The organism is Mucilaginibacter sp. GW822-FHT03E02, from assembly GCF_058801545.1.
Genome location: NZ_JBXANJ010000001.1, coordinates 5,057,444 through 5,075,628 on the forward strand (window position 1 = coordinate 5,057,444; position 18,185 = coordinate 5,075,628).

Sequence of the window (18,185 nt, forward strand, 5' to 3'; positions counted from 1 at the left end):
TAAAATATTTTGCTCAAAATCTTGGCATTTTTAATCACTTTTACCTAAATTTGTTTTACTTGTGTTTTACTTGTGAAAGGAAAAGTGACCATGGAAATATCAATAAAACCCATCCTGTGGACATACCAAACTGTCCGCGAAAATGAAAAACAATTAGTTATCGGCGAGCATGAAGTCAGGATCAGAATGATCCAAAACCGCGTTCCTAAATATATGGCCACCGGTTTTAGCAGCTTGGTCGAAAACTGGAACAGTGAGGATGGCTGTCCGCTATCCACCCATCCTAAATACATCGACCTGGTTGCACGTATTAAAAAACTTACTGAGGATATCAACTTCGAAATCAAGTTTGCGGAAAAAGCTGGAAGGATGATCACTACGACAGAAGTTAAAACGAATCTGACTGCTCATATTAAAATCAATATGCTGCCGGATAAACCGAACAAGATTATGGCCTATACCCAAACGATCATTGACGGGCTTCGTGCAGATGAAAACCCCGGTTACGCCAACATTTTTCATAATTGCAATCTCACGCTAAAAAAGTTATTGAAAAATAAGGATAAAATGTTCCTGGCATTTACCCGGGCCGATCACGAAGCTTATGAAAAGCAAATGGCCGGGAATTCGGAATCTACAAAAAGCACCTACTTGCGAACTTACTACCGGGTATGGAACCTTGCGATAACAGATGGGCTGGTTACCAAAGACCATCATCCAAAACAGTATATCAAGTTCAAAGCTTATAAAAGGATACGTACCAAAAAGCGGTCAATCAAAACGGAGTATTGGAAACGTATTTTGAATTTAAAGCCAGCCAAAGACACCCGCGTTTACCGGTCACACCTGATGATGCAATTTATGTACTATGCCAGGGGTATGAATTTTAATGATATGTTGAAATTAAAGTGGGAGCAAATTGAGAACAGGGGCGTTGCTTATAAGCGTTCAAAGAACAAACGAGCCTATGATTTTGAATTGCACCCCAAAGCAGCAAAGGTGCTGGACGTGTTCAAAGACTACCCTGTTCAATCCGATGCCGGCTATATTTTCCCTTTCCTGATGAAGGAACACGATAATGCCATGAAGGTGGATGCACGAATTGATTCCGCTTTAAAAGATTTCAACGAGGACAGCAAGGCGATGGCAAAGGCTATCGGTTGGAATAAGACTTTCACCTCAAACGCACTGCGTCACGGTTTTGCAAGTCATTTAAATGAAGCCGGGGTTGACACCAGGATTATCCAGGAAGCGCTCGGTCACGAGACACAATTACAAACACGTACCTATCTTGATGATATTGAAGATAGCATTATTACCCAAGCTATCAATGAGGCTTTGATATAGCCCATTTATTCAATAACTTACCTTAAAATAGAGTAGATGTTAAGGTGGAAAGATACATTGACCGCCAATTTAAGGTGAGATCCTACACTCACCTTAAAAATGTATTGATTTTAAGGTGAGCGCGTAGAAACGAACATATTTTAAGGTGAGATATTTAACTCGCCTTAAAATGTGTTGTGTTTTAAGGCGAGTTTGCCTGTTTTTTCTATATTTGCATATGGCTTACCCCGACCGCAACATACCCTGGAATAATCTACCGGAACTTCCCATTGATCCCGGGCTTTACCAGTCGGTCATCATTTATGAGCAACTTGGTAATGCTAAAGCTGCACTAGGCCGACTACAGGGACGTAGCATCGTTATACCGAATCAAGGCTTGCTGATCAACTCGATTAGTCTACAGGAAGCAAAAGCTTCCAGCGCCATCGAGAATATCTTTACTACAGATGATGAACTCTACAAGGCCTATAGCCAGGATCAGACACAACAGGCTAACAGCCCTGCGAAAGAAATCCTAAATTACCGGGAAGCCCTTTGGGAAGGTTACCAGCATTTACAAGGCGGCCGGCGATTTGATGAAGCCTATTTTGTAAAAACCTATCGTGTAATTACCGAGTTCGGCGATGGTATCAGGCCGCCGGTCGCCCAGATAAATATTAAAGAAGGAGGTACAGGCCCGAACGCAGGCAGGGCTTTTTATACACCACCCAGAGGACCGGGTATTGTAGAAGCCAAAATGAACAACCTGATCGATTTTTTGAATGATGATGAGCGGTATCCTTTGGACCCTCTGCTGAAAATGGCCATCGGGCATTTTCAATTTGAAGCCATCCATCCTTTCCGGGACGGTAATGGACGTACCGGTCGTATATTTAATATCCATTATTTGACTAACAAAGGTTTGCTTGATTACCCCATCCTTTTTTTAAGCCGTTATATCCTGGAACATAAAGATGATTATTATGCCGGCCTGGCAGGTATTACCCAGCGGGGCAGTTGGGAAAACTGGTTGTTATTTATGTTGAAAACGGTAGAGGTAACCGCTAATATCACTTATAATAAGATTAATGATATTATTGGTGCAAAAGATGCCATCCTGAAATTCATCGCGGCCGAAACAGACATCGTCAGGCCTGAGCTTTTAGTCAACGCCCTGTTTACCCAACCATTTACCAGGGTGAAGCATCTCGAGGACGCTTATGCCGAGAACACCGCCAGAAAATACCTGGATCAATTGACGGACATGCACATCCTGGAAAAAAGGATCATTTCCGGTAGCGCTTATTACTTAAACCTGGAATTATACAGGATACTTTCAGAATAAGCGCTTATTTAAACAGCTGCCACGACAATATTTGTCATTTTTCAAAGTTTCGTCAGGAAATCATCCAATTCTTCTGCATTATAATAACAGATGCCTCCCAATTTTTTAAAGGGTATCTGTTTGCGGTTACGCAAGGTTTGCAACGTTACTTCGGACATACCCAGCAGCTCCATCACTTCATTTGTTTTGAGCCACTTTTTGGGCTGTTTTCTATTTATCAGCGTCTCAATATCGCCTAATAATTTAGCACGAAACGTTTCTAAATCGTTTGCTGTTAATACTTCCAATCCCATCCCTTTACGATTTATTTATTCATTTTTTTTTCAATAGAGCAGGTATACTTTACTGCGGACATTGCGCTTAAAAGACCGCTCGTAACGGATATATCCCCGGTCATTCAAGTCATTCAGGCATTTAAAATAGGTTGCCCTGGCCGACATTTTAGCCAGCGCCATGATCTCATGACTAAAAGCCATTACCGGATTCTGAAACTGGTTATCCTGCCAGGCCTGGAGCAGCACGGCATACAGCCCGATATGGCTGATGGTGATGCGTCCGTCCTTTTTGGCGGCTTCAAAAAATTCCGATAATGGCTTAAAGTTTTCCACGCGAAACGCCTATTGGTTAGATGTGTACACCATTTTTTTTTCGCTGGGTCGCGTTGTTTTTTTGTTCTTCAGCAGTCCCCGTTTTTTGACCCTGCTTTTGTTCCTCTGCGTGTGAAATCGCAGCCCGCTGCACTTCCTGCGGGGTCATTTCCACTTGCTGCGTTTGATCAATGGCCTGTTTTTCTACTTTACGAACCATTAGGGTTTGCCCGTTGCTATCGTAGAAATCCAAACGCGCCATACGCGGATTGGCCACCATTTTAGCCGGCACTTCCTGTCCGTCACGCAGCAAAATCACATCCACCTTGTTGCCTTTTTCCAGTTTGGCGATTAAGCGCTGCTTATCGTAGTTTTCCTCGATCCCCTTGATCGGGTATTTACTCACCTCCTTCTGGTGGTTCCAAAACATCACTTTCGGGTTGAAGTTCCCATACTGATCAGCGTTCTTAAAATCCAGCCCCCGCCAGCCGAAGTAAGTTTCACCGGTCGGCTTCATCCTCACCTCGCCGTTTTCCTCTACGGGCGCCACTTTGGGCTGCTCGCGGTAGGCTGCACGCCCATCCATCATGTTGTAGCGCTCCTGGAGCGTGTAGTTATAGTCCTTTCCGAAGAAGAACGTCTGCGTCAAATCGTCCTTGCCCGGTTGCTTCAGCGTTACATCCGCGCGGTTAAAGAAAGTCATGTCCTTATCCTTTTGATCCCCTTTGGAAAAATGGAGGATGGAACTGGTTTCATCCTGACCGAATTTGCGGCTATGCGGAATCGTAAACTCGGTGAGGTTCTTTTCCATTTGTTCACGTAAAGGTTTGGCGATCTCTTCACCGAAACCCAGGTAAAACAACTGGTTCTTTACATAATCGAAACTTTGCTCATTCATAATGCTTGAATTTTTAATGGTTAAATAATCGTGGTTAAAATAGGCCAGGTAAAGGAGGTGCTGGGGACTGCCGATGGCAGTCGGCTCCAGTTTATCGTTGAAAAGCGCCAGTTTCCCGTCGCGCAGGCCTGCAAAGAAATACTGGCTGAGCGTAACTGGCTCGGAAAGCGAATGTATCTCGTCATAATCGTGGCCATGCTGATCGTCGTGATGCGCCGCTGTTAGTGTCAAACCGGCGTGCGGCAAGGTATAACCCTCCAAATCCAGTTCGAGCCGTTGCCCGTGAAAACGGCCAGCCAGCAAATAATCTGTTCCTTTGTCTGACAATTCGTTGTACAGCACGGCATGCTCCATAAAGCTGCGGGCATCCTTATAGCTGCCAAATGTTTCCAGTACCCGGTGACTATGCCCGATCTCGTAGATCTGCCCGCCATCATGCCGGTGGGCAACGACCTGGTAATCGGCGATCTCTTTGAGCGGATCGATCTCACGCTGCCAGAAAACGGGATGATATAGCCCCGCAGCAAGGTTTGATTCCAGGTCTTCAATATGATAACCCGCCGGCAAATACAGGTTTTGCGCTGCCATCTCCCGGGCAATGGTCATGATATCGATCTTGATGAGCTCAGTAGGGGCTTGCTCCAGGCTGGCCTTTAAAGAGGCCACCGACAGGTAAGTATAGTGAGCCTGGTTGAAGACCTGCCCCAAAAAAATATCCGGCCCGTTTGCTTCTTCGCAGAACTTTTCAGCCTCGCCGGCTGAAATAAAGAAATGCAGCCTGTTAGGATCCAGTTCCTGGTCGGGCTGGTCATCGAATGCTACCCAGGGCTTTTTTTCCTGAAGGGCGTTCTCCAATGCGTTCCGCGTCAATTCGCTGTCAAAGCTTAGAATGATCATGGCCTTAATGATTGTTCTTTACTTCCAGGTTATCCCGCAGGAGTAGCTGATGCCCGTCTTTGAGCTTAGCTTTGACCCGCCTGATCTTTTTACCAAAAAGCCCTTTCGCGGTATTGATACCAGCGGTGGTCAATTGTGCCGTCATCGAGGGGTCAAAGCTCATGACATCCATATTTTGCACGCCGCTGTTTGCCCCATCCCGGAGCGCATCGCCGGTGACCGCTTCCGGCACGTTGATCCCTTCCAAGCCATCGGTCATATCAAAAACCGTCAGGTCAACTGGGTAAAAATTATAACCCACATGGATACTTTTGATATTGACCGTATAGCGCTGGCTGGCCAATGTGCCGTTGCCAAAGATCAGTTGCCCCTTGCTGAACAATGTTCCGCTGATGGTCACCGTATCCAAAATCTTCATCCGGATCACCGTACCCTGGACTATCTTTTGCGTGCCTTCGATCACGGCCGGGATGGCGCGGAATTTCTTAACCGGGGTTATATTCCCGCTTTGCGCCGCTGTGGATTTAACCCGTTCCGGGTGCTGGATATCCAGGATCTTTTCTAACAGGCCGTTCATCTGGCTGAGCTGGGGATCTTCAGGCGCCACCGCATTTTTTAAAGGGCTTTCCGTGCCGGTGGCTGGCGGGGTTATCGCTGGCTTAGGTTCAACCGGCGGTTTATTGATCGTCGATTGCAGTAGTGCCAGTTTTTGGTACACCCTATCGGCATTCTCGCCGGAAGTACCATTGGATTGCTGGGGTTGGTAAAAATTCCTTTTACCTCCACTATTGCCTTTGACCGTTAAAGGAAAATGCAGACCGGAGGTATCGCCACGGCTGGGATTCCGGTAATACGGGTCACTTTTCATCTGCTGGCGCAGCTTGTTGGAATCAAGTGTGGCCTGTTCATAGTAGCTCATCTTGTTCAGTGCGCGGTTATCCTTGAGTTTGGCGTCAGGCAGTTTGGTATTCAATCCCCGCTGCCCGGTGGTTTGTGCCAGCGCCGGGTTGCCTTTGCCCCCGCCAAGCGCCCAGAAGAATAGTGTGAGGAATAGCAGGATGATAACCGGGAGCGCCAGTAGCATTTTGCGCTGGCGCTGCAATTGGGGTGTCAATGTTTGCTGTTTCATGGTATTCTGTTTGATATTCATTTATGGGTTGTTATTGATTTTGAGCTTGTTGTTCCGCTTCGAAATGGTTCCCAGTGAGGGGAAAAAACAAAGGGGTAAGTCAGGTTAATATCGCTAATGGTTAATGACCTTGATATCCTTGTTCTCTATCGTCTCCCAGCGCTGGATCAGGAACCCGTGCGGGTTATTGTCACTGCGCGAAACGTTCCGGAGTTCCCCTTCCGTGACCAGGCTGCGGGCAACGGTGCTGGTTGTCCGGATGATGCTTTGGGTGGCATAGCACTTAAAAGCGTAGGGATAATTGCGGAGGTCAACCGATACGCTGTCGACTTTGATCTGCTGGCTGATATTACCGGCGATCACGTTGGCGTAGTAGCCGTTCTCGCTCAGGTTATCGTATTCCTTTTTGGCGGATTCGTCGGCGAGGTAAAGCGCTTTGGTGAGGTTGGCCTGGATGACTTTATCATCGGGGTCGAGCGTAAAGAACAGTTCATGGAAAGTTTTTACATGATCGCGCGCTTCTACGGCGACATTATCCTTCCGGTCTGCCGCCATGGCTTCGAGCACTTTACCATTATAAAGGATATAGATCCGGCTTTGAACCGCGGCGATCAGCGTTTTACACTGGTAAACGGTATAGCAGCTGATCGTTGCAGCGGTAATAACTACGGCGATGGTGAAACCGCGCACATGCTGGAAAGCGGTCTCGATATTTTTCATTTTTTTAAACATGGTTTTCTTCTTTATCACATTTCATTTTCACGAACCATTTATTTCCGGCCATCAGGTTTTGCCCGAGCCGGAAAGCTTGTCACGGGCGGCGGATTGGCCGTTATGGGCATTGCGCTGGCTATTTTGAGGGGCTTGCGGCGGTGGCGGTGACGGGTTAAAAAAGCCCTGCATCAGGTTGCCGCTGACATAGGACACGGCCATCGAGGCGAGCGCACTGGTGCGGCTGAATAAAGCATGCCCGCCAACATTCATGATATAGTTGGCGATGCTGGGCACGGTGAAATACCCGACGATGCCAATGACCAAAAAGATCAGGTAAGCCGTGTTTTCATTGCCGAACGCGTTGCCGCCGAGTGTGCCGTTCTGCTGCGCCAGGAGCATGTTCTCCTGTATCCTGGCAATGATCGCCCCGAAGATATTGGCTACCGGCAGCCACATAAAGACATTGACATAGCGTGCGATCCATTGCTTGATCGTATGCTGGAATCCGTCAAAAACACCCAGCCCGAAACAGAGCGGGCCGAGGATAGCCAGGACGATGAGCTTAAAGGTCCGGATGGTGTCAATGCAGAGCGCGGCTGCTTCGAACAGCACATTGAGCAGCTCGGCAATAGCCTTTTTGACCATATTCTTCCAGCCCCAGCCGGAAAACTGGTCGGACAGGTTGGTCGCGGGAGCAGTTCCACTGGAACCGTCTGTACCATCGGGATGACTGTACTGGTACCATTTGTCCGGGTCATTGTTCAGCCCCGAACTACCTGGTTGCGCGGTGCTTTGCGTTTGCTGGTTGGCGAGCATCGTTTCAATGGCCTGGTTGGTATTGGTGACCATGCCATGCGTTGCATCCACGACGGGCTGCAATACGCCGTTCATCAGCGTCAGCACCGATGGGAAAACCAGGATGCAAAAGCCGATGGCAAAAGGCCGTAGCAGCGGGTAAATATCCACCTGTTCAGCAGCCGCCAGGTGCTTCCAGACCCTGGCGCCGATATACCATAAGGTAGCAAAACCGGCAATCGCGCGCGCCACACCGATCAGGCCTGCACACAAGGGCATCATTTGATTGTAGAGGTCATTGAGCATACCCTGCAAGCTGTGCAGGTCGCTGGTCACGCCCTGCGCATAAGTGAGCGCGGGTACAAAAAGGAAGGCAAGGGCAGCTATAATCCCCGTTGTTGTTTTTCTTTTCATCGGTTTTTCGTTAGTTAATGCCATATAAAGATTTCAGGGTTTGCTGGTCATTGGCATCCCGTGCCAACTGTACCGCCAGGCGATACGTGCGGTCGTTAAAGCCGCGCAGGAAACGGAGTTGCCCGTGGCCGGCGGTGTAGATATGGTCAATCGCCGTCAGCCGTTCGGCATCGCTCATCCGCAGCCGGCTGTCGGTCAGGATCATGGTGAGGTCGTTAATGTTTTTGAGGCTGGCCGAAATGAGGTTATTGTAAACATCCATCATATAGCCGGTCTCATCCGGTTTGAAATGTCCGTTCCCCCGGAACATCGCCCAGGCGGAACGGTATTCGCTGAGTATGGTCGCCTGGTCATTGATAATATCCGCCACGCGCGGGTATTGCCGCACGGCCGGGCTGACGATCATTAAGCCGTTAAGAAAGGCTTCATGCAGGGTAAAATTGCCCTTAGACACGTCCTGTACCGCATGGTAACCCTTGCTCACGATTTCGTAACCCTGGTACATTTGCGATAAAATCCTTTTCAGGCCGCTCAACTTCTGGTAATCCAGTGCGAGTTGTTCGATGCAGTCGGCGATGGATTGTGCTTTACCTGCTTTCGGGATCGTCAGGCCCACGGCCAGGACGATCAGGGTAATGGAAATGATCTTTTTCATCTTACTGGATACCGTAAAGTTTTTTGAGCTGGTCGTTCTGCTGGCGGGCATGCTGACGGTCGGTGGCCAGCTTCCGGCATTTGGTAATGAAGGATGCGGCAAATGCCTGCTTATCCTGCATGGCTGCATAAAGATTATCGAGCCGTTCCAGCCGTTGGTGATCGGTCAGTTGCAGTTTGTCCGGCGTCAGCACTTGTAAAAGTTCATCCATATCCGCCTGGCATTTTTTATCAAGGTTTTGGTAAACCTTTTGGATATAAGCGATCTCATCGCCGGATAAAATTTTTTGCTGCTGTTGCCAGCTCAGTTCAGCTGCGAACAGGGTATTGATCTGCCTACGCAGGCCGCTAATCGCCTTGCCTTTTGGATTGCCGGTAATCGCCGGGTTGACCTGCTGCAGGGAATTGAAATAAGCGGTATGCAGCCCAAAGGTGCCACCCTTCATTTCATGGGCGGTGTTCAGGCCGTTGCTGACAATACCATAACCGCTTTTGATCGCATGCAGGTAGGTTTCATAACCCGCGATCTGCACCAGCATGATTTTGATCTTGGAAGATTGCTGGTTAAAAAAACCACCAGTGCCCTGCGCCCGGCTTTGCCCGGAAAGTAGGCCGGTGAGGGAAAAAATTAAGAGATACTTTTTCATATTTCGTTGATTTTTACTATTTTTCATTTTTCAAATCTTTGCAGGTGAGGGGAAAACGAAGTGTTAAATCCACTCCGCGGTTCTACCCGCTCTCTCATGCCTTTTGCTTTTTTTCCTAACCAGTCACATTTTCGGTGAGGGAAAAAGATCAACCGCCGGTTCAGGGTAGTCCGTACAGCTGCCGGACTTGCTGCCGGTCGTTGTTATCCTTGGCGCGTTCAAGGCTGAGGGTCACGTTCTGGCTATTGTATTGGCGCAAATGGTCGAGGTTGGTCTGCATCGCGGCGGAGGCATGATGCACGAGCTGAAATCTTTCGGCATCATCCATCTGCGTACTGAAGGAACTGATGGCCAGCAGCGCTTCATTGAGATTGCGCAAGCTTTCCTGTAAAATGCCGCTGTAGATATTCTCCATGGCCTGGAGCTCCGACGGAGAAAAATGCCGGTCCTGGTGGAAGAGGCTGCTGGCCGACTGGTATTCGGCCAGCAATTTTTTTTGCCGGCTGATAATGGTCCTGACTTCAACATTATCGGAGATGATCGTTTTAACCGTTGCCAGTTCCTGGTAATAATCCGAGTATAGCTTGCGCTCTTTGCCGAGCCAGCTGTTGATATCATTGAGGCTGGACAGGTGCAGGCTGTTTTCCAGGTTTTGCTCTGCATTTTGCAGGGCGATGGTCTGATTTTGCAATTGCTGCACTTTCAGGTCAATAGCGATGATCACCTTTTTGATAATTGCGGAGACGATATTGACCACCGGGATCTGCGCGGAGGCCAGGTTCCCGGTGAGGGAAAAAAGCAGGGTGGCAAGGGTGCAGATGAGGATCTTGATTTTTGGACTCATGGCTTTTAGTTTAAATGGTAAATTTCTACGGTACAGTCGCCGTTCTCCGGCCAGTTTTCCAGGTACATTAATTGCCGGAGTGGGTCGCAGATCAGGTAACGGTGGCAACCGATACCGATCAGGTGGCCGCCCGAATGCCAGCCATAAGTGGGCATCCAGCTTTCGGTTACCTTGTACTGGTCATCATGACTGGTTATGGTTTAATGTTTTCCAATTGGTTTTCTTTCACCAGCATTTCAATGCCTTTTTCCAGGCTGCCGTATTGTTCAGCCAGCTGCCTGACTTTTACCCGTTCCTTGCCTTCCGTGGTATAGGCATAATATTCTTCGGGGCAGAGCTCGTTTTTAAAGACCTTATGGAGCTGCCCGCCGATATCGATGAAGATCTCGCGGTTATCCTTGTTCACGGAAAGCAGAATGGTTTTGCCTTTTTCGTTCATCCCGAGTACGTCCTGCAGCTTTCCGATCTTGCCCTGGAACTTGCGCATATCCATCAGTATCTTGATATCCGCGTTATTGATAATCGCGTCCTTGATGATAGGCGAGGAAATCAAATCTTCCAGCTCCTGGGTGATGACGATGGGTATCCCGTTGAATTTCCGGATGGTCTTAAAGGCGTATTTCAGGAACTCAGCCATGCCGGATTTGGCAATAGCTTTCCAGGCTTCGTCGATGGTCAGCACTTTGCGGACGCCCTGTAGCTTGCGCATTTTGGAGATAAACAGCTCCATGATGATGAGTGTTACTACCGGGAACAGGATCGGGTGGTCTTTGATATTGTCTAACTCAATCACAATGAAAGGCTGGTCGAGCAGGTCGAGGTTTTCGGTGGCGTTGAGCAGGTAGTCAAACTCACCGCCCCGGTAGAACGGCCCCAGCACATACAGGAAATTGTCCAGGTCGAAGTCGCGGTCCTTTACCCGCTGGTCTTTCAGTATCTCCCCGTAATGATTTTGCAGGTAATCATAAAAAGTATTGAAGCAGGGAAATATCGCCGCATCTTCCGCCAGCTGCCGGTAATAGCCTTGCAGGGCGTTGGATAGCGCGACGTATTCGCTGCGATTATAGGCTTCGTCTTCCTGTTTCCAGAGCGCGACTAGTAAAGCCTTGAGGCTTTCCTTTTTCTCGGTATCGAGACTTTCCCCGGCTTTGATATAAAATGGGTTAAAGCGGATCGGTTTTTCTTCGGTATAGGTAAAGTAATAACCTTTGACCAGTTCGCACAAACCGAGATAGCTACCGCCGATATCTACGGTCACGCAATGCGCGCCCTGGTCGTACAGCGAACGCAGGATATGGTTAACCGTCATGGATTTACCACCGCCGGAAGTGCCGCAGACGAGTACGCCCATATTCGAGGCAATACCCTGGCTGCGCGGCCCGTCAAACAGGTCGACGAATACCGGGGTGCCGGCACGGTCGCAGAAGCGGATCCCTTCGTCGGGTCCTGCGCTTTTATAATTGCTTTCCAGGTTCAGAAAGCAGCAGGCCTGTTCGGCGAAGGTGTCGAAGGTATCGTTAATGGGAAAGTCGGCTGCATTGCCGGGGATACCCGCCCACCAGATCTGCGCGGCGCCGGTTGTTTCGGGTTTGGCGGCGGCGTCCATTCCGGCCAGCGCCGAGGCGACCTGGTTTTTGATGTCTTTCAGTTCTTCGGCATCAGCCGACCAGGCCATGACATTGAAATGCGCCTTGACCGGCAAACGCCCCTGGCTGATGGCCTCGTTCAGGAAATCGTTGGTTGCTGACAACGAGATGGCGTTTTCACGGGAATAGGCCGATAAGGATTGCAGGCGCAGCCTTTTCTTCTCCAGTTGCTTGAGCGTGGCCTGTGCATCACCGACCAGGATATACTGGTTATAGATATGGTTGCAGGGTAAGAGCAGGCCCAGGTTGGCCGCGAAGCTGACCGGGAATTTGGTTTTGTCGGTAGAATAGGCATCATAAGTAATCCGTGAACCGCACAGGCCGGGCAGGTTTTCGGCATCGCCCAGGGTATAGATAGTCGCTTTGTGCTCGCCGATTTGTACGCCCTCCTCGAATCGTATGTCGCGGTAAAGCAGTTGCTCTTCCTTTTCCGACAGGTAGCAGTAGCGTTCGATCAAGCCACTTTTGCCGACCTGGCTTTGCAGGTCATTGGCCTTAAGGCGATGCAACTTGATCAGGCGACTGTCCTCCAGCAGGCGTTTGAACTGCCCCGCCAGGTCAAGAAAATTCCGTAAGGACTGTGGCTTCAGTGTGTCCTGCGGCGCGAGGGTGGACCGCAGCAGGTTGGAGAGCAGCGAACTGGATGGTTTGCGCCCGGCAGGCTTCTTGGTCAGCAGGATATAAGCTTCATGCTGGCGGTAAGGGCGTCCGCTGAAATAACGGTCGGCAGCCTGTTTTAAAAACCCGCGGACTGTCTTCCCGTTTTCCGGCCGGTATTGTTTTTCCATAAACCAATCCTGTTTGTGCAGGATGGTCTCCTTTGGCAAAACCCGGATGGCTTTCACCCAGGCCTGGTGCAGGGTTTCATAATCCTCATCCGACAGGGTGAATATCTCCGGCAGGCTCACTTTAAACACTACCGTTACGTCGCCCTGTTTGGACAGGATACAGTCGTGTTCGATGCCCATGATGGGCAGTATGTTTTTCAGTTCTTTTTCCATCTCACAGATCTCTCTTGCTGTTATTATTTTCAGTCGGGGCCGGTTAGGAAAAAGAAACTCAAGTCTCTTTTTTTCCTCCCCGGCAGGCGTTAAAATTTCGGTCGCATACGAGGCTTGATGCGCCTGGTGATTTCCTGGTGTTCCTGCTGCAACTGTTCCCGGTTGCGCTGGATCAGCGCCGGGATATTGGTTTCGCTGAGCAGGATGACCTCTGCTTTCAAAGCCGCCTGGATGGGGTAGCGCCGTAGCATTCCCCTTTCGTCCATGCCGTATTGCCTGGCAGTCGCAACGGGATCAAGCCCGATCTCGTTCGGGATACGAATCTTGATCACTCCTTCCGGGAACTCGGTCAGCCTGGGGTCGATCTCCACGACCTGTTTGATGACCGGGTGATAAAATGCTTCATAGTTCCAGCCGTCATTGGTCAGCTCAAAGCTTTTCAGGCTGATCACCGGAAAGAAATGTTGCTGATGCCGCAGTTCATGCAGCCGCAGGTCGACTATAAAGGATTCACCGGCAATATCGATAAGGGGAAGCACCCCTTTCAGCCGCTTGTCGAGCGCAGCCTGGTCAACAATCAGCACGAAGTCGGACTTGCCCATGACCTGTTCCGGAGGGAGGCCATATTTGGCAGCCATACCATCCCTGTCAAGGTCGGTCATCTGCGGGACTTCGACGACCTTGACCCTCTTTTCATCAAACAAGTCCTTTGCAACGTGCTGCTCGTCCAGGTCGTAAAGCAGGTGATAAAAAGCGCCCTGATCCTGCATATCATGGATAAAGGATATTTCATTGGCCGGGTTATTGGTTTGACGTAATACCTGTTTTTCAATATCCACCAGGAAGGGGGTGCCTTCAATGGTGAAAATAGCCGGGTTACCTGATTGCTTCATGGTTTATTCCTTTCACTGAATTGCTGGAAATTCCTGCGGGTATAAGATTTGAGGACTCGGGGCAGCCGCTTTTTCGCCAAGGCCTTCATCAGCCCGTGCTCCCCGTACTCGTGGCTGAGCGCGAATATTTTGAAGGTGCCGCCCGCTGCAGCGCCGCCGATCAGCGCCAGGCAGATCCAGGTATTCACGCCTAGGATATACAGGGCAGCGAACAGGATCATAAGGCTGATGACCAGGCCGCCGAAATACCAGATGTACTGTGCGCGTAAGCCCCGGAACTCGATGCTTTTGTTAATGCCTTTGTTGATGTTATAAATGCTGTTGTTCATGATGCTTGCTTTTAGGAGCTATTGATAACCGTTCGCTGACCTTGCTTTTTTTGTCGCCAGCAGAAATTTCAATTGATGAGAGGAAAAATCAGGAGGTGTTCGTGGGTTTATACCGCTCCAGACTGGCCAGGGTATCATAAATAGCACCGCCGTGGCTGAATATGGCCAGCCGTTCCAGGTGAAAATCCCGGTTCCTGCCCATGCTGACAGAATGATAGCCGAAGGTGATGAACAGGCCGCCGGGTTCAAGGCAGGGCGGGATAGCATCCTTCAATTGCCGGAAGGGACTGCACACCATGTCCTTGTAGAGCTGCATGCTTTTGCGGTAGGCATAGGGCGGGTCCAGCAGGATGGTGCGGAATTTCTCACCGGTCCGGCCACGCAGGAATTCCAATGCGTCCAGGTGATGATCGGCCGGCATAGCGGGATCAAGGTCATTGCGCACTTCGCTGACGGCCAGTTTGGTTTGCCCGGCGAAGAGGTTCAGTACCCAGCCTTCACAGCTTTGTTCCACCCACACACGGATCGCTTTGACGGAAAAGGTATAGCGGTGCAGCGGGCAGCGGAAATGCTCGATGATGATCGTTTTCATAGCCGTACCCCCTTTGCTTTTTTGAGTACCTGACTGATTTCCTGGAGATGGGGGAAAACGGCTTCACCTGCATTAGCGGCCAGGCGCTCAAGCGGTTGATGACCTGGTTCCTGCAGGCTGACCACTCTCGCCTCTGTCCCTACTGTTGTGTTTTTTTCCTCACCAGTCTGCTGGTTGATTGCCAGCTGTTCGCCATCCGGTTGTTGCTGTGCCTGCTGTTTTTCCAGTATTTGCCGCGCAATTTCCCGCTCAAGGCGGCTGAGTTCGGATTTCATTTGCTGGAGCTCGGCCTCTTTTTCAAATGGCTTGTCCAACAGGGCTTTGAGCTGCGGTACCTGCTCGTCCATGTCACGCAGCTCGTTCAGGTATTTCTCCACCAGCCCGTCCACCTTGTCAATAGCATTCAGGAAATAGCGCGCGGCCAGCTTCGGGTTATCGGTATTTGGCGCGCCGGAACTGAAAGTATAGCGGACACTGCCGTCCGGCCTTTCGGCATACAGGCTGTTGTATTCGTTATTGAACAGCTTGCCGTCAAGGCTGCCCAATTCCTTTTCATGGCGGATATAGAGTTTAAAACCATACAGTTCGCCCAGGTCTTTGGGGTTCTCCGCATTGCTTTTAGGTTTCCAGGCGCGGTATAGCCTGATCAGGTAATTGCCGATGGCTTTGGTATCAGCGCTCGGCAGCTCCTTCAACTGGATCGGGTTGGATTTGCTGCCGTCCTTTTCCAATTTGAGGTAGCTATGGTACAGCGACTGGTCGGCCTCCAGTGCCCGGAGCGTCCGGCTGTTATCTGCCTGTTCCTTTTCGAGGTTCTCCAGTTGGTAGCGCACCCGCACGATCTCCCTGAAATGCGCGGTCTTCAGGCTTTCGGTGACCGCGATCTTTTTCTCCAGCTTGGTTTTTTCGAGCAAGGTCGTATCACCGGAAAGGATGGCGATGTATTCCGAGAAGTTCATGCCGCTTTTTTCATCGATGGAGCCTTCGTCGATGGTACGCACATTCAACTCGCAATTTTTCATCTGCGCAATAAAGGTTTGCTTGTTCTTGAGCAGGTTGAATTTGTAGTTATCCAGCGACTGCTCGACGGCATAAATAAAATTCATCACCTTATTGCCGTAACCGGATTTGGCCAGCATGTTACCCTGGCGCGCGCCGCGTCCGTTGCGCTGTAGGCTAAGCACCCAACGCCTTGCCGTATTACTACGGTAGGTTTTCAAGTACTCGCCCCCGAACCGTACGTACATGTCTCCATGTATACGGCTCTCCACTAATATTATCAGTCTATCCTCCATGATGAATTTTACCGTGACAATCAAGGCATACTGCCATCGTTTTGCGATTACGGGCGATCATTAGTGTTTCCCAATAGCTTTTGCCTTTGAGATCTTTTAGTTTTCGCACATGATGCATTTCCAACTTACAGTCTTCCTTTCCACATAACTCGCATTTATTGGCGGCAAGCCTGTCAATAAGGCTCGTTGAGCTTCTATAAATGACCGAGTTAGGGATGATGTCAATTGATTTATCGTACCATGAATTTTTTATTCGCTTAAAACCATCATTATAAAACACCCTTGTCTTTGTTTCACCTTTTTTATTGCGGTATTTCACCACAAAGTCCTTATCCTGTCTAAATTTCTCTATGACATTGTGGACGGAGGTTCGGTATTTAGTACCGTATGTTTTATACATACTGTACTTCATGATGTAATAGAATGAGTTGATTAAAGAACTGTTGTTGGCAATTGAGTAGTAGTTATAGAACCCTCTGATTTCAGCATTGTATTGTTCCAGGATTTCGAGGTCGTCATTGTCTTTTAAAGAATATCTGCCTTTGGGTTTCCATACTTCATGTCCGTTATGATTAACGATTTTCAGTACCCGGTAGTCCAGTAGCTTTTTCTTAATAGTCTCGTTTGTTATTTCGAGAACAATTCTTCCACCGTAATTCCTTACTAATTTTCCTGCTTTATCCCTTTTTGTCAGGTTCGATTTCCTTACATAGATGTCATATCCCAAGAATTTTGCAGGCTTATTGGCATGGGTAATCAGCGTCTTTTCTTCTGAAAGCTCTAACTTCAATTCCGTTGACAGGAACTTGCCTATCTCGTTTTTGATAAGTTGGCTATCTTCTTTACTGCCGATTATGCCAATCAGAAAGTCATCTGCATATCTCTGGTAAACAATCCTCCTATATTCGTTATCTTGCGCTAACGTGAATGGGATATTGGGGCGTTCTTTTTCTATGTCCCTAATAGTTTTAATCAGTTCCTCTCTCTTAATCTCATTCGTTTCTGTTTTAAGTTTTCGAACCGCATTGCCTCTTTGGACTTCAAGTTTTCGGTAAACAGGATTTCTCTGCCTTGCTTCTCCTTTGTCGAATTTTTTCTTGTATTCGGACATATGTTTATCCAGTTTATCCAGATAAATGTTTGCCAGTATGGGGCTGATGATACCACCTTGCGGGGTTCCGCTGTTGGTTCCATGATATACCCATTCTTCAACATACCCAGCGTTCAAAAACTTTCTGATAAGGCGTATAAATCTATCGTCAGAGATTCTTTCCTGAAGTATGCTAATCATGGTTTCATGATTGATATTATCAAAAAAGCCTTTTATATCTCCTTCAACAAACCATTTCACGCCGGTAAAAGTGGTTTGGATTATCTTTAAGGCTGTATGGCAGCTTCTTTCGGGTCTGAACCCATGAGATGTTTTCTCAAAGTAGCCTTCATAAATAGCCTCTAAAATCATCCTGATTACCTCTTGTACCAGTTTGTCATTGAAAGCCGGAATTCCAAGAGGACGTCTTTTCCCATTTTTTTTGGGAATGTACGTTCTCCTCGAGGGCATTGGCTGATACGCTTCATTTTTCAGCATATCAATAAGCTGTTCAATTCTGTCGATACTCATTTGGTCAATGGTTTCTTCATTGACCCCTTTTGTCATGTTGCCTTCTTTCGCATAAATGTTTTGATAGGCAATAAAGAACATCTCTTTGTTGAACATAATCCTGTAAAGTCTCTCAAACTTGTACTCTTTTAAAGCACTGTGTTCTGTCAGACTGTTTAACACTCTTTCTGGATTTCTCATAATGTCTCTCACATTTTCCATTAATTGTATTAAAAATATTAGCTGTCCTCCTTCGCCATGTACAAGGCTTTCCCTTGCTCGGACTACTACGAGGACTCCGTTACCATATCGGATATTCAAAAGCCTGCGCTTTATAGCCACGCCAGTGGCATTCCGACTTAGGTAATCCCCGTTTAGCTGCATACTAACTATTGGCGCGACAGGTTCTCGGATACGACTTCTACCTTTTAATGCTTATTGCACTTGCGCTGTGGTTTGTTTATGCTGATGCTCCTGAACAGCGGAACAACAGTACCACAGTATGACGATTTCAGTTACCTTACGTCATAGTCCCGAGACAGACCACTTAGGCTATCGTTCAATCAGTATGGATTTTAT

At 48.5% G+C, this 18,185-nt stretch carries 18 protein-coding genes; 2 read left to right on the forward strand and 16 right to left on the reverse strand.

The annotated features are described in order from the left end of the window. The first annotated feature begins 90 nt into the window (after positions 1-90). On the forward strand, positions 91-1,347 hold the full coding sequence (locus AC1RM2_RS21010; RefSeq protein ID WP_492987116.1) for a tyrosine-type recombinase/integrase: 1,257 nt from the start codon (positions 91-93) through the stop codon (positions 1,345-1,347). Positions 1,348-1,564: 217 nt separating this feature from the next. Further along, entirely contained in the window at positions 1,565-2,671 is a 1,107-nt protein-coding gene (locus AC1RM2_RS21015; protein WP_492987117.1) for a Fic family protein, read from the forward strand. Positions 2,672-2,712: 41 nt separating this feature from the next. On the opposite strand, the gene AC1RM2_RS21020 is transcribed toward AC1RM2_RS21015, so the two are convergent. From AC1RM2_RS21020 to AC1RM2_RS21095, 16 genes are all read right to left on the reverse strand, one after another. After that, positions 2,713-2,964, reverse strand: coding sequence for a helix-turn-helix domain-containing protein (locus tag AC1RM2_RS21020; RefSeq protein WP_492987118.1), 252 nt, complete (start codon positions 2,962-2,964; stop codon positions 2,713-2,715). Positions 2,965-2,994: 30 nt separating this feature from the next. Then, complete coding sequence (locus tag AC1RM2_RS21025) at positions 2,995-3,279, reverse strand: hypothetical protein (RefSeq protein ID WP_492987119.1); 285 nt, start codon at positions 3,277-3,279, stop codon at positions 2,995-2,997. A 16-nt stretch (positions 3,280-3,295) separates the two neighbouring features. Next, complete coding sequence (locus AC1RM2_RS21030) at positions 3,296-5,053, reverse strand: hypothetical protein (RefSeq protein WP_492987120.1); 1,758 nt, start codon at positions 5,051-5,053, stop codon at positions 3,296-3,298. Positions 5,054-5,057: 4 nt separating this feature from the next. Further along, positions 5,058-6,203, reverse strand: a complete 1,146-nt coding sequence (gene traM, locus AC1RM2_RS21035; RefSeq protein WP_492987121.1) for a conjugative transposon protein TraM — start codon at positions 6,201-6,203, stop codon at positions 5,058-5,060. Between the two features lie 93 nt (positions 6,204-6,296). Continuing rightward, positions 6,297-6,914, reverse strand: coding sequence for a conjugative transposon protein TraK (gene traK / locus AC1RM2_RS21040; RefSeq protein ID WP_492987122.1), 618 nt, complete (start codon positions 6,912-6,914; stop codon positions 6,297-6,299). Between the two features lie 51 nt (positions 6,915-6,965). Beyond that, positions 6,966-8,105 carry a conjugative transposon protein TraJ gene (traJ, locus tag AC1RM2_RS21045; protein ID WP_492987124.1) on the reverse strand — a complete coding sequence of 380 codons (1,140 nt, stop codon included), beginning with the start codon at positions 8,103-8,105 and terminating at the stop codon, positions 6,966-6,968. A gap of 10 nt (positions 8,106-8,115) precedes the next feature. After that, positions 8,116-8,760, reverse strand: a complete 645-nt coding sequence (locus tag AC1RM2_RS21050) for a TerB family tellurite resistance protein (RefSeq protein WP_492987125.1) — start codon at positions 8,758-8,760, stop codon at positions 8,116-8,118. Between the two features lies 1 nt (position 8,761). Then, on the reverse strand, positions 8,762-9,406 hold the full coding sequence (locus AC1RM2_RS21055; protein WP_492987126.1) for a hypothetical protein: 645 nt from the start codon (positions 9,404-9,406) through the stop codon (positions 8,762-8,764). A 160-nt stretch (positions 9,407-9,566) separates the two neighbouring features. Further along, positions 9,567-10,250 carry a conjugal transfer protein TraI gene (locus tag AC1RM2_RS21060; protein WP_492987127.1) on the reverse strand — a complete coding sequence of 228 codons (684 nt, stop codon included), beginning with the start codon at positions 10,248-10,250 and terminating at the stop codon, positions 9,567-9,569. A gap of 5 nt (positions 10,251-10,255) precedes the next feature. Further along, positions 10,256-10,405 (reverse strand): hypothetical protein, encoded by a 150-nt coding sequence (locus tag AC1RM2_RS21065; protein ID WP_492987128.1) that lies wholly within the window; start codon positions 10,403-10,405, stop codon positions 10,256-10,258. Positions 10,406-10,443: 38 nt separating this feature from the next. After that, positions 10,444-12,897 carry a TraG family conjugative transposon ATPase gene (locus AC1RM2_RS21070; protein WP_492987129.1) on the reverse strand — a complete coding sequence of 818 codons (2,454 nt, stop codon included), beginning with the start codon at positions 12,895-12,897 and terminating at the stop codon, positions 10,444-10,446. A gap of 89 nt (positions 12,898-12,986) precedes the next feature. Then, on the reverse strand, positions 12,987-13,790 hold the full coding sequence (locus AC1RM2_RS21075; RefSeq protein WP_492987130.1) for a hypothetical protein: 804 nt from the start codon (positions 13,788-13,790) through the stop codon (positions 12,987-12,989). Next, positions 13,787-14,119 (reverse strand): DUF4133 domain-containing protein, encoded by a 333-nt coding sequence (locus tag AC1RM2_RS21080; RefSeq protein WP_492987131.1) that lies wholly within the window; start codon positions 14,117-14,119, stop codon positions 13,787-13,789. Before AC1RM2_RS21080 ends, AC1RM2_RS21075 begins: the two co-directional genes overlap by 4 nt. An 88-nt stretch (positions 14,120-14,207) precedes the next feature. Then, on the reverse strand, positions 14,208-14,711 hold the full coding sequence (locus AC1RM2_RS21085; RefSeq protein ID WP_492987132.1) for a hypothetical protein: 504 nt from the start codon (positions 14,709-14,711) through the stop codon (positions 14,208-14,210). After that, on the reverse strand, positions 14,708-15,931 hold the full coding sequence (locus AC1RM2_RS21090) for a hypothetical protein (RefSeq protein WP_492987133.1): 1,224 nt from the start codon (positions 15,929-15,931) through the stop codon (positions 14,708-14,710). The genes AC1RM2_RS21085 and AC1RM2_RS21090 overlap by 4 nt, the downstream gene beginning before the upstream one ends. Before the next feature lie 64 nt (positions 15,932-15,995). Beyond that, a complete protein-coding gene (locus tag AC1RM2_RS21095; RefSeq protein ID WP_492983872.1) occupies positions 15,996-17,990 on the reverse strand; it encodes a reverse transcriptase/maturase family protein in 1,995 nt (664 codons plus the stop codon). Positions 17,991-18,185 lie beyond the last annotated feature (195 nt).

Coding starts and splice junctions, on each gene's coding strand:
- AC1RM2_RS21055 (WP_492987126.1), bottom strand. CDS start 9,406: ATGAAAAAGTATCTCTTAATTTTTTCCCTCACCGGCCTACTTTCCGGG.
- AC1RM2_RS21085 (WP_492987132.1), bottom strand. CDS start 14,711: ATGAAAACGATCATCATCGAGCATTTCCGCTGCCCGCTGCACCGCTAT.
- AC1RM2_RS21070 (WP_492987129.1), bottom strand. CDS start 12,897: ATGGAAAAAGAACTGAAAAACATACTGCCCATCATGGGCATCGAACAC.
- traK (WP_492987122.1), bottom strand. CDS start 6,914: ATGTTTAAAAAAATGAAAAATATCGAGACCGCTTTCCAGCATGTGCGC.
- AC1RM2_RS21050 (WP_492987125.1), bottom strand. CDS start 8,760: ATGAAAAAGATCATTTCCATTACCCTGATCGTCCTGGCCGTGGGCCTG.
- AC1RM2_RS21080 (WP_492987131.1), bottom strand. CDS start 14,119: ATGAACAACAGCATTTATAACATCAACAAAGGCATTAACAAAAGCATC.
- AC1RM2_RS21060 (WP_492987127.1), bottom strand. CDS start 10,250: ATGAGTCCAAAAATCAAGATCCTCATCTGCACCCTTGCCACCCTGCTT.
- traJ (WP_492987124.1), bottom strand. CDS start 8,105: ATGAAAAGAAAAACAACAACGGGGATTATAGCTGCCCTTGCCTTCCTT.
- AC1RM2_RS21020 (WP_492987118.1), bottom strand. CDS start 2,964: ATGGGATTGGAAGTATTAACAGCAAACGATTTAGAAACGTTTCGTGCT.
- AC1RM2_RS21075 (WP_492987130.1), bottom strand. CDS start 13,790: ATGAAGCAATCAGGTAACCCGGCTATTTTCACCATTGAAGGCACCCCC.
- AC1RM2_RS21065 (WP_492987128.1), bottom strand. CDS start 10,405: ATGCCCACTTATGGCTGGCATTCGGGCGGCCACCTGATCGGTATCGGT.
- AC1RM2_RS21030 (WP_492987120.1), bottom strand. CDS start 5,053: ATGATCATTCTAAGCTTTGACAGCGAATTGACGCGGAACGCATTGGAG.
- traM (WP_492987121.1), bottom strand. CDS start 6,203: ATGAATATCAAACAGAATACCATGAAACAGCAAACATTGACACCCCAA.
- AC1RM2_RS21010 (WP_492987116.1), top strand. CDS start 91: ATGGAAATATCAATAAAACCCATCCTGTGGACATACCAAACTGTCCGC.
- AC1RM2_RS21095 (WP_492983872.1), bottom strand. CDS start 17,990: ATGCAGCTAAACGGGGATTACCTAAGTCGGAATGCCACTGGCGTGGCT.
- AC1RM2_RS21015 (WP_492987117.1), top strand. CDS start 1,565: ATGGCTTACCCCGACCGCAACATACCCTGGAATAATCTACCGGAACTT.